This window comes from Flavobacterium sp. 83 (assembly GCF_000744835.1).
Lineage (GTDB): Bacteria > Bacteroidota > Bacteroidia > Flavobacteriales > Flavobacteriaceae > Flavobacterium.
The window spans coordinates 2,424,007-2,436,222 of sequence record NZ_JQMS01000001.1; the positions used below are offsets into that span (position 1 = coordinate 2,424,007).

The 12,216-nt window shown below is 32.8% G+C and carries 8 protein-coding genes; 3 read left to right on the forward strand and 5 right to left on the reverse strand.

Annotated features, from left to right (window positions below; genetic code table 11):
* Positions 1-55: 55 nt before the first annotated feature.
* Positions 56-433, reverse strand: coding sequence for a PH domain-containing protein (locus T410_RS10655; RefSeq protein WP_035671473.1), 378 nt, complete (start codon positions 431-433; stop codon positions 56-58).
* A gap of 92 nt (positions 434-525) precedes the next feature.
* Here T410_RS10655 and T410_RS10660 point away from each other — a divergent pair, with 92 nt between their 5' ends.
* The 3 genes from T410_RS10660 (at position 526) to T410_RS10670 (ending at position 4,191) form a co-directional block, all read left to right on the forward strand.
* Complete coding sequence (locus T410_RS10660) at positions 526-2,061, forward strand: YifB family Mg chelatase-like AAA ATPase (protein WP_035671475.1); 1,536 nt, start codon at positions 526-528, stop codon at positions 2,059-2,061.
* A 141-nt stretch (positions 2,062-2,202) separates the two neighbouring features.
* A complete protein-coding gene (locus tag T410_RS10665; protein ID WP_035671477.1) occupies positions 2,203-2,901 on the forward strand; it encodes a pseudouridine synthase in 699 nt (232 codons plus the stop codon).
* Positions 2,902-3,492: 591 nt separating this feature from the next.
* Entirely contained in the window at positions 3,493-4,191 is a 699-nt protein-coding gene (locus tag T410_RS10670; RefSeq protein ID WP_035671480.1) for a pseudouridine synthase, read from the forward strand.
* 852 nt (positions 4,192-5,043) lie between these two features.
* Here the strand turns inward: T410_RS10670 and T410_RS10675 are convergent.
* From T410_RS10675 to T410_RS10690, 4 genes are all read right to left on the reverse strand, one after another.
* Positions 5,044-5,292 carry a hypothetical protein gene (locus T410_RS10675; protein ID WP_035671486.1) on the reverse strand — a complete coding sequence of 83 codons (249 nt, stop codon included), beginning with the start codon at positions 5,290-5,292 and terminating at the stop codon, positions 5,044-5,046.
* Positions 5,293-5,688: 396 nt separating this feature from the next.
* Positions 5,689-6,978, reverse strand: coding sequence for a DEAD/DEAH box helicase (locus T410_RS10680; RefSeq protein WP_035671489.1), 1,290 nt, complete (start codon positions 6,976-6,978; stop codon positions 5,689-5,691).
* 175 nt (positions 6,979-7,153) lie between these two features.
* Positions 7,154-8,005, reverse strand: coding sequence for a neutral zinc metallopeptidase (locus T410_RS10685; RefSeq protein WP_035671491.1), 852 nt, complete (start codon positions 8,003-8,005; stop codon positions 7,154-7,156).
* A gap of 81 nt (positions 8,006-8,086) precedes the next feature.
* The gene (locus T410_RS10690) at positions 8,087-11,524 is read right to left on the reverse strand and encodes a PAS domain S-box protein (RefSeq protein ID WP_238567366.1); all 3,438 of its coding nucleotides are present in this window, start codon (positions 11,522-11,524) and stop codon (positions 8,087-8,089) included.
* Between the last annotated feature and the right edge of the window lie 692 nt (positions 11,525-12,216).

Here is a 12,216-nt window from a genome sequence, read left to right on the forward strand (position 1 = left end):
AAGCGCCTGATACAATCATTATATCAGGCGCTTTTTTACAAATCTTAGGATGTTACTACTTTAAGGTATGCAGGCTTAAAATTTTATAAACCTCATTGATATTGTTTCCTCCTTTTCCAAATTGTTTTGAGATGGGAGTATCTTCACCCTTTAACCAAATTTTTAATTCAGCATCCATATCCAGTATACCAGCGCTTTCTTTTGAAAACTTTTTTATACTTGAATAAGGAATTGACATATAGTCGACTTTAGTTCCAACTAATTGTTTCTCTACTAGAATCAGTCTTTTATTGGTAAAAATAAACATGTCTTTAATGACTTTATATGCTTTCTCGATTATTTCACCATCAATTAAAATAGGTTCAAATTCTTTTGAAACGTTTTCGATAGTAACTTCTGATGCGTTGCCTAAAATGGCATTAAATAGTCCCATAATTTTTTTTGATTTATAATTTTTCAAAAATAAATTAAATTACGTACCATTAATGCCAATATTTTACTAATTTTCATACAAAATTAACACGTATGCTAGTTAAAGTTTTTGGAAGTGCCGTTTTTGGAGTCGAAGCCACAACGATTACCGTCGAAGTAAATATTGATAAAGGTATTGGATATCATTTAGTAGGATTGCCTGATAATGCTATAAAAGAAAGCAGTTATCGAATTGCGGCAGCGCTTAAAAATAATGGGTACGCCATGCCCGGAAAAAAAATCACCATCAATATGGCTCCCGCTGATTTGCGCAAAGAAGGCTCTGCGTATGACTTGACTTTAACTATCGGAATTTTGGTGGCATCTGGACAAATCAATGCCGAGGACGTTGATAAATACATCATTATGGGAGAACTTTCCCTTGACGGCAGCCTTCAACCGATACGTGGTGCTTTGCCAATTGCGATAAAAGCCAAAGAAGAAGGTTTTAAAGGTTTTTTTCTTCCAAAGCAAAATGTGAAAGAAGCCGCAATTGTTGCCGGATTGGATGTGTATGGAGTTGAAAATGTGCAGGAAGTAATTGATTTTCTTGAAGGAAAAGGAACGCTGGAGCCAACAACAATTGACACGAGAGCCGAATTTTATAAAACCTTAGATTTTCCTGAATTCGATTTCTCGGATGTCAAAGGACAGGAAAGCATCAAGCGTTGTATGGAAATAGCGGCTGCTGGAGGACATAATATTATCTTGATTGGCCCGCCAGGAGCCGGAAAAACAATGTTAGCCAAGCGTTTACCCAGTATTTTGCCGCCCATGACGTTGCGTGAAGCGTTAGAAACAACTAAAATTCATAGTGTTGCAGGAAAACTAAAGGAAGTAGGTTTAATGAATCAACGTCCGTTTCGCAGTCCACACCATACAATTTCAAATGTCGCTTTAGTGGGCGGTGGAAGTTATCCGCAGCCAGGCGAAATTTCGATGGCGCACAATGGCGTTTTGTTTCTGGATGAATTGCCAGAATTCAAACGTGATGTTTTGGAAGTGATGCGTCAACCTTTGGAAGATAGAGAAGTGACGATTTCTAGAGCTAAATTTACGGTTACTTATCCGTCCTCGTTTATGCTGGTGGCAAGTATGAATCCGAGTCCGAGTGGTTTCTTCAACGATCCGGATTCGCCACAAACTTCATCGCCACACGAAATGCAACGGTATTTGAGTAAAATCTCGGGACCTTTATTAGATAGAATTGACATTCATATCGAAGTGACTCCTGTTCCTTTCGACAAATTATCCGAAGATCAAAAAGCAGAAAGCAGTGTTGATATTCGGAAAAGAGTGACTGCAGCACGAGAAATTCAAACCGAACGCTTTGAGCAAATGGAAAACATTCATTACAATGCCCAAATGAATACCAAACACATTCGGGAATATTGCGCTTTGGACGATGTTTCCAAGCAATTATTGAAAACCGCCATGGAGCGATTGAATTTATCTGCTAGGGCCTACGATAGGATTTTGAAGGTAGCACGCACGATAGCCGACTTAGATGCTGCGCCAACAGTCGTTTCGTCTCATATTGCCGAAGCGATTCAATATCGAAGTTTGGATCGTGATGGTTGGTTGGGTTAAAACAGATTTCAGATTCTTGATTTCAGATGTTTCACGGCTGCAAAATTGAGAATACGCTCGCGCTGGAGGAGAAAAAAGAAAAGACAGAAATAAATAAGTCAAAAAAGAGATTTCGAGAGAAATCTCTTTTATTTTTGCCAAATGTTAGAAATTCTGTACAAAGACGAATATATTATTGCAATTAATAAACCAAGTGGATTGTTAGTCCATAAATCGTTTTATGCGCGCGATGCAAAAGTTTATGCGATTCAAGAATTGAGAAATCAAATAGGAGGGCAACACGTTTATCCTATTCATCGGTTAGATCGCAAAACATCTGGTGTCTTGTTATTTGCGTTGGACAAGGATGTTTTAAAAATTATGAATGATCGTTTTGCCACACGCGAAGTCGAAAAAAAATATTTAGCAATTTTACGTGGTTGGTCACCCGAAGAACTAACGATTGATTATGATTTAACCAATGATGATGGCATTATACAAAATGCAATAACCTACTTTCATCGATTGCAAACTACCGAAATTGAGTTAGAATTTAACAATAAACCTACGTCACGATATTGTTTGGTAGAAGCGATTCCTGAAACGGGACGGATGCATCAATTACGAAAACATTTCAAACATATTTTTCATCCCATTTTAGGAAGTCGGCCACATGGTTGTAACAAACAAAATAAATTATGGTTGGAGCATTTTGAAGTGAAAGGAATGATGCTTCATGCACATCAGTTAATTTTTAATCATCCCATAACAAATGAACCACTTATCTTGAATGCAAAGATTAATGAAGAGTTTAGCAGAGTAGGTACTATTCTTAATCTGGATTTGAATACGTATGAATAGCATACTGCTTTGTAAAGTAATGCTTTAAATTATTGTTGTTTTTGGAATCAACAGTTTTCAGTATAAAGAGGAGTAGATTTCAGATTTTTGATTAATTCTTGAGATATTTACGAAAAAAGTCGGGAGACTTTTATATCGTTTGCGATTTTTAAGAATATTTAAATTAAAAGCTCAAAGTATTGAGGCTTTGAGGAGCTGGGAAAGCAGAGGTGGATTAAAGTCAGAGACTTTATGGCGTTTTAATTTTAATAACAAATTCATAAAATTGCGCAAAGTCAGAGACATTTGCGCAGCATTAACGAGAAATTTATTTTTTATAAGAACACTTTGCGGAGCTGGTTTAGTCGGAGACTGAAAAACATATACTCAAAGTCGGAGACTTTGCGGAGCGGGGATTAAAGTCAGAGACTTTATGGCGTTTTAATTTTAATAACAAATTCATAAAATTGCGCAAAGTCAGAGACATTTGCGCAGCATTAACGAGAAATTTATTTTTTATAAGAACACTTTGCGGAGCTGGGAAAAAAGAAAAGACAGAAATAAATAAGTCAAAAAAGAGATTTCGAGAGGAATCTCTTTTATTTTTGCCAAATGTTAGAAATTCTTTACCAAGACGAATATATTATTGCAATTAATAAACCAAGTGGATTATTGGTCCACAAATCGTTTTATGCGCGCGATGCAAAAGTTTATGCGATTCAAGAATTGAGAAATCAAATAGGAGGGCAACACGTTTATCCTATTCATCGGTTAGATCGCAAAACATCTGGTGTCTTGTTATTTGCGTTGGATAAGGAAGTTTTAAAAATTATGAATGATCGTTTTGCCACACGCGAAGTCGAAAAAAAATATTTAGCAATTTTACGTGGTTGGTCACCCGAAGAACTAACGATTGATTATGATTTAACCAATGATGATGGCATTACACAAAATGCTATAACCTACTTTCATCGTTTGCAAACTACCGAAATTGAGTTAGAATTTAACAATAAACCAACTTCACGATATTGTTTGGTAGAAGCGATACCTGAAACGGGACGCATGCATCAATTACGAAAACATTTTAAACATATTTTTCATCCCATTTTAGGAAGTCGGCCACATGGTTGTAACAAACAAAATAAATTATGGTTGGAGCATTTTGAAGTGAAAGGAATGATGCTTCATGCACATCAGTTAATTTTTAATCATCCCATAACAAATGAACCACTTATCTTGAATGCAAAGATTAATGAAGAGTTTAGCAGAGTAGGTACTATTCTTAATCTGGATTTGAATACGTATGAATAGCATACTGCTTTGTAAAGTAATGCTTTAAATTATTGTTGTTTTTGGAATCAACAGTTTTCAGTATAAAGAGGAGTAGATTTCAGATTTTTGATTAATTCTTGAGATATTTACGAAAAAAGTCGGGAGACTTTTATATCGTTTGCGATTTTTAAGAATATTTAAATTAAAAGCTCAAAGTATTGAGGCTTTGAGGAGCTGGGAAAGCAGAGGTGGATTAAAGTCAGAGACTTTATGGCGTTTTAATTTTAATAACAAATTCATAAAATTGCGCAAAGTCAGAGACATTTGCGCAGCATTAACGAGAAATTTATTTTTTATAAGAACACTTTGCGGAGCTGGTTTAGTCGGAGACTGAAAAACATATACTCAAAGTCGGAGACTTTGCGGAGCGGGGAGGAATGATGCTGCATGCACATCAGTTAATTTTTAATCATCCCATAACAAATGAACCACTTATCTTGAATGCAAAGATTAATGAAGAGTTTAGCAAAGTAGGTACTATTCTTAATCTAGATTTGAATACCTATGAATAGGAACAGATTTCAGATTTTTGATTAACGATTTTTGATTTCAGATATTTAACTTCTGCAAAATCGATAATGCGATTGCTAGCGCGAGCGTCCCGCTCGTGCCTATTACAAATTTATAGAGATCTACTTTTGTTAGTGTTCACGAGCGGGACGCTCGCGCTAGCCGGGATTTTCAGCCGAAGCATTATTATTATTATTATTATTATTATTTATTGAATTAAATTGTTGCTTATTAGAATTTTTAACCACTATTCCAAATAGTATTGCTAATAATGTAATTAATAATCTGAAAATTTCAAGATTTTTCATACACGTTCATAAATTATTTTTTTGTCAAACCTAAATAAATTAATACAATCCCAACAATTATAAAGCCATACCCTACTATTTTACCTCTAAAATCTCTAACATAGTCATCTAACTTAAAATTTTCGATAAAACTTTTTGAATATCCCTCCTTTTCTAATCTCTCTTCTTTTTTTTCGTCAAAAAAAGGTTTGCTAAAAAAATGGAAATAAATAAATGCTGCTATAAAGCATCCAATCCCTTTTGAAATATTGATATAGTCCATTATCCTTAATTTTTCTTATCCTCTTTTTTTGCATCATATAATCGTTGAGCACCGGTGATTTTAAGTCCAGCACCCTGCTTTATCTATAAAACTAGTGATAGGTCTGACAAAATCATCCCAATTTAGTAAAGGCCTACTTGACAACGGTCATATTATTTTATCTCAAATATATTGATTTTTTCTTACAATTCGTCTGGCTATTGTAGATTTATGAAGTGAATTTACAAAATGGTATTATGAAAGTAAAACGCTCTAAATAGCCCCGATAGAAACGAAAATCCTTTACACCCTGTCAGGGTTCAAAACCCTGACAGGGTGTAAAGATTGTAGTGTATAGCGGGAAATACGTTCTAAAAAAACGAACTCGTTCTGCTCCTAAAAAAGAATAAAAATTAATTATCTATTAGAACGTCTGTCATTATTTTGACTTGGGCGTCTTGGACCAAAACTGTTATTGCTGCTTCGGTTTGTAGTGTCGGTTTTTGGTTTTCGCGGAGTTGAATCGCGTTGTTGTCTTCCTTGCCCTTGTTTGATTGGTTCTTTGGAAGCGTTAGGATCGGGTTCGAAACCTTTGATATTTTCTTTAGGCAAATTTAAACCCACTAATTTTTCTATATCACGCAAAAAGACCGTTTCGTCCGGACTGAATAGCGAAATAGCTTCTCCGCTTGCTCCAGCTCTTCCGGTTCTACCAATGCGGTGAACGTAATCTTCGGGAATGTTAGGCAATTCAAAATTGACAACATGCGGTAATAACGGGATGTCCAGACCTCGTGCGGCAATATCTGTAGCCACTAAAGCGGTTAGGCTTCCGTCTTTGAAACCGGCTAAGGCTTTTGTACGGGCACCTTGTCCTTTATTTCCATGAATGGCTGCTGCTTTGATTCCGGCACTAATCATGCTCTCTGTCAATTTATTAGCGCCTTGTTTGGTACGGGTAAAAACCAAAATTTGCTTCCAGTTTCCTTCTGTAATCAATTTAATAATCAGTTCAGTTTTTTTCTCTTTGGCAACAGGATACACTATTTGTGTAATAGCATCAACAGTAGTGTTTTCCGGTGTTGCTTCCACATGAACGGGATGGTGCAAAATACCCATCGCCAATTTCTTGATGTCTTTTGAAAAAGTTGCCGAAAATAGTAAGTTTTGTCTTTTAGTAGGCAACACTTTCAATATTCGTTCGATGTCTCGTAAAAATCCCATGTCCAGCATACGGTCAGCCTCATCTAAAACTAAGATTTCCACTTTGGCAAGTGATATTAAACCTTGGTTTTGCAAATCGATTAATCGACCTGGAGTGGCCACTAAAATATCAACTCCCTGACGCAGTTGTGTTACTTGTGGATTCTGGTTTACACCTCCAAAAATTACGGTGCTTTTTAGGTCTACAAATTCACTGTATTCTTTGATATTAGCCAATATTTGTGCAGCTAATTCTCTCGTTGGCGTCAATATTAAGGCACGAATAGGTCTGCGACTTAAGTGTTGCCCTTGTGATAATAGTTGTAAAATAGGTAGTGTAAAACCGGCTGTTTTTCCTGTTCCTGTTTGTGCAGATGCTAAAACATCTTTACCTTCTAATATTGGGGGAATTGCTTTTTGTTGTATTGGAGAGGGAGTTGTGTACCCTTTTTTGCTGATGGCTTTAAGTAAAGCATCAGATAAACCTAATGAGTTAAATGACATAAATGGTGTTTATAAAGTAAACACTATTGTTTAGGTTACTTTTTTAATTGGGCGCAAAGGTACTGTTAATTTTTCGATGTGCTTTTGATTGCTTCGATTTGTTTAAATATAGGCACAAAAAAATCGGGAATTAGTTCCCGATTTTTAAATTCTAATTGTTTGATTGAATCGTGATTTATCTTATTTCTGCAAAAGTATCTCCTTGTTTGATATCACCTGTTTTATAACCTTTCATGAACCAAAATTTGCGTTGTTCAGAGGTGCCGTGTGTAAAAGATTCCGGTACAATATGTCCTTGCATTTTACTTTGAATGGCATCGTCACCTACTGCCTGAGCAGCGCTTAGAGCTTCGTCAATATCGTCAATGTCAAGGTTTTCTTGATTGTATTTTGTCCATACTCCTGCATAAAAATCAGCTTGTAACTCCAATGCCACTGATAATTTATTAGCTTCAGCCTCGCTTTTTCCTGCTTGCATTTCTCTCATTTTATCAGAAGTGCCTAATAAATGTTGCACATGATGTCCTACCTCATGAGCAATTACATAGGCTATTGCAAAGTCTCCCCCTTTAGCGCCAAATTTAGTTTGTAATTCATCAAAAAAGTCTAAATCCATATAGACTTTTTGATCTCCGGGGCAATAGAAAGGGCCTGAAGCTGAGGATGCTCCTCCACAGGCTGTTTCAACAGCACCAGTAAATAAAACCATTCCAGGATTTTTATACTGCATATTATTTTCACTAAATATCTTTCCCCAAATGTCTTCGGTATCGGCGAAAACAGTTTTAGGAAATTCAGCTAATTTTTTTTCCTCAACAGTCAATTCTCTTTGTTCAGTAGGAGCATTTTGCCCCTGATTCATTTGTTCTAATATAGGAGTCAGCATTTGACCATTTTCTCCTCCAAAAACATTTAATAATAGAATTATAATTCCTATTATTCCGCCCCCAACAATGGTCTTACCCCCTGACGACATGCCTCTTCTATCTTCTACGTTGTCACTTTGACGGCGTCCTATCCATTTCATGATTTTATGTTTTTAAGTTCTTTTTATATAATTTACTCTAATTTAAAATTATTTTTAAAATAAGTGCAAATTTTATTCGAATTAATTTGTCCATTTAGAAAGTGTCTCTTCAATAATCCCTTTTATTATTGGTTTTGAAATATAATCATTCATTCCTGCAGTAATACATTTGTCTTTTTCATCTTTTTCAGTACCCGCAGTTATTGCGATTATAGGAATTTGTCTGCCGTTTTTTAAGTTGCGAATCTCTTTAGAGGCTTCATATCCATTCATTATTGGCATTTGGATATCCATGAAAATAATATCAGGGTTTAGATTTTCAAATTGATCAACGGCATCTTTACCATTGAAAATTTCAGAAATGATGACATCAGAATATAAGTTTTTTATTATCGTTTTTAGTAATAACATATTGATTTTATTGTCCTCAACAATCATAATTTTTATTTTTTTATTGCTCTTAATTGATGGTTCTTTTTTATCAATGAATTCATTATTTTCATTTTCAGAAATTATGTTACTTATCTCTAAATCTACATCAAAATAAAAAGTACTCCCTATATTAATAACGCTTTCTAGTTTCAATTGACTATCCATCAAACCTAATAATTGATTTGAAATTGTTAAACCTAAACCTGTTCCTCCAAATTTTCTGGTTGTAGAACTATCCTCTTGGGAAAAAGCTTTAAAGATTTTCTTTTGGTTTTCCTCTAAAATTCCAATTCCAGTATCCTTAACGGCAAAACGAATTTTGGCTCTGGAAACCTCCGTTTTTTCAATAACAGAAACATCTAATTTAATGCTTCCATTTTCTGTAAATTTTACTGCATTTGCTAAAAGGTTAATCAAAATTTGTTTTAAACGAACATTATCTGTCCAAAAATATTTTGGAACATCAGGGAATATATTTAGTTCTAAAACTAATTTTTTTTGATTGGATTCATATAAAATTAAATCAATTATTTGTCTCAACATTTCTTGCACATCATGTTTTTCAATAAATAAATCCAGTTTTCCTGCTTCTATTTTTGAAAAATCAAGAATGTCATTTATAATTTCTAACAACGAATGTGCCGATTGATTTACTGTCGTCATGTACTTTTCCTGGGTTCTTCCCAAATTAGTTTTCATCAGCAAATCAGTGAATCCTATAATTCCATTCAAAGGAGTTCTGATTTCGTGACTCACGTTAGCTAAAAATTCTGATTTAGCTTTGTTAGAAGCTTCGGCTAATTCTTTTGCTTTTATAAAAGTTTCAGTTTGTTTTCTTTCTGTAATATCAATAAAAATTCCTTCTATAAATGCAATTTTTCCGTCTTTATAAATAGCATCACCAAATTCTTCAACCCATACAATTTCTTTGTTTTTATGAAGAATTCGATAAATAGAATGTATTGGTCTTCCGTTTTCAATAGCATCTTGTTCTGCAAGTAAAGTTTGTTCTTTGTCTTCAGGATGAATTAAATCTATGAAAGATAGTTTTTTAGTAAGAAAATCTGATTTAGGATAACCTGTCAGTTTTTCAATTTCATCGTTGATGTAAATTTTTGTGGCGTATTTATCATATTTTGACAAATAAACTGTACCAGGAATATTATTGGCTAATAATCGAAATTTTTCTTCACTTTCATAAATTGCAGTCTCATTTGTATTACGTTCAATAGAAGCCGCAATGTTTCTGGCTAATGTTTGTAAAATATTAACTTCATCTTCATTCCATATCCTTTCATTGTGAGTGTCATCAAATCCTAAAAAGCCATGAAATTTATTTTTCACAAAAATTGGAAAAAGAATTAATGAGGTAACATCTACATTAGATAATTTATTTCTTAATGATTCATTCTTAATTTTTGGCACAGTTGCTTCAAAAATCTGATTGTTTAGAAGTGGAGTTAATAATTCCTCAAAAAATGCATGTGGTAAGTTTTGAAGCTTTATGTTATTTTCAGTTAGTTTTATATTGTTGATTATCCATCGGTATTTCTGACTTATTAATCCTGTGTTTTCATCGTTTTCATAATAATATGCTCTGTGTGATTTAGTAGCTTTACCCATTATTATAAGAACATCCGAAAAGATATCATTAAAATCTTTACTATTTAAGAATTTTTCTGTACAAAGTGCCATTGCGGATAATAGTTCACTTTTATATTCTAATTTTTTATCCGTTTCATGTCTCAGTTGAGATGCTATAGCTAGGGAAATAATATCTGCTATTGTACGGGCAAAATTGATGTCTTCATTATCCCAATTCCTACTAGTTCCTGTTGCTTCAAAGCTTATCGTTCCAGATAATTCACCATTTGTAAAAATAGGTATGTCAAGCAATGACTTGATGTTGTTTTTCAAAAAATAATTTTCTACAAATTCTGAAACTTCTATAGTGTTAAAAACATCTGGAGCACAAATTTGTTTTTTGGTTTTTATAGATTCAAAATAAATTGGAAATTTTTCTCTATTTAAAATAGTTCCTGTACTAAATTCATTAGTATCTAAATGATACAAATTCTCACAAGAAATTAATTCATCAGAGTATTTCCAATAGCTGACGCGATTGCATTTTGAAGCTTTTGCAGCAGTCTCAAGAATTAATTTAATACTGATTTCTAGATTATAATAACTGTTGAAATTTGTAGTAGATAATGTTTTAATTATTTTGTTATACTCTCCCGTTTTTTCTTGGCGTATCTTATTTTGAGTTTCAATATCCTTTAGTGTTGATATATCTCTGGCAATACCAGAGTAACCAATGATTTTATTAGAATCATTTCTACGAATAATTACTTTTTGAGAAATCCATATTATTTCTCCGTTCTTTTTTAATAAAGGGATTTCGATTGTTGGGAAATCATTTTCGTTTTCTTCTAAGTTTTGATAAAACCGCATCATTTCCTCAGTGTAATCAATTCGAATGAATTCAGAGTAATTTCTAGTTAAAATCTCCTCTTCGGAATAACCTAAAATTTTAATAGTAAAGTCATTTATAAATGTGAAATTACCATCATCATCTACTTCAAAAATAATATCAGTTGCGTTTTGAATTAAATTTTTATATTGATTTTGAATTTGAATTTCATTGGTTACATCTTGCCCAATACCTATAATCAGATCTTCTGTGAATTTTTTATCTTTCCACTGGATGTATTTGTATTCACCATTTTTGCATTTAAGTTTCCTTATGAACATTGCTTCTTCATTGAAGTCATCATGGTATGCTTCTCCAAAAAAATTGCTATCCTCAGTAAGCTCCCAATACCCTAATCCCAAAACTTCATTGATGGAATATCCTAAAATTGAAGTAATTGTTTCACTACAAAATGAAACTTCTCCTTTTTTATTTGTCGCAATAATAAGAGAATTTCCCTTATTTATAATTTGATCATTAAAACGAAACTTGTTCTTTATTTTTAATGAGGATATGTATCGAATGTAGTTTATAATGAATGTTATTAGTATATAATTTAATAATAGAATACTTGTTTTAATAGAGATTAATTCAAAAAAGGAAGCAATAAACAAATAAGAAATAACAGATATAACAAAAAACCAATATAATTTTAAAGGTTTAAGAATACTGTAGGAAAAGAAGAAAGTGACTATAAATGCTATAATTGGAATAATGTCAGTAGGCGAGAAAATTAAATTCCGACAGATTAAACTAAAATAAAGAAGAAAGATAGTTATAAATAAAGGTTTAATTTTTCGAAAAATATAATCTGATATTGTGCTAATATAATAGAAAATCAATAGAAAAAAACCAATAAGTCCGTTTGTAATCAATAAGCTTTTTGGCCTTATGTCAAAAAGCTCAAAATTAATCTCTATGATAGGTAGAATAATTCCTAAAAACAAAAGATAGATTTGATATTCTTTATTTTTGGAATCGTTGTACTGGTTTTTTTCTATAAAGGTGCTATTTAAAAAGTCTTTTATTTTTAAAAAATTATAGACTAATAAAAAAATAAAAAAAAGTAAGACAGTAATTAGTAACCAAAATTTCAGATTTGTATTAATCAGTTTTTTAATTACTAAAAAATGATTGGAAATCGTGAAGTTATTAAACCAACTAAAAAAAGTAAGGTTAAGTTTCGTTAATAATAAGGTGCTATAGTAGAATACCATAGAATATATTTTGCTTAGGTTAGAAAGACACGATTTGGGTTTTGATCTTTTTGGTCAGTAAATTAATAATTTTTTAATAAAAAACAACA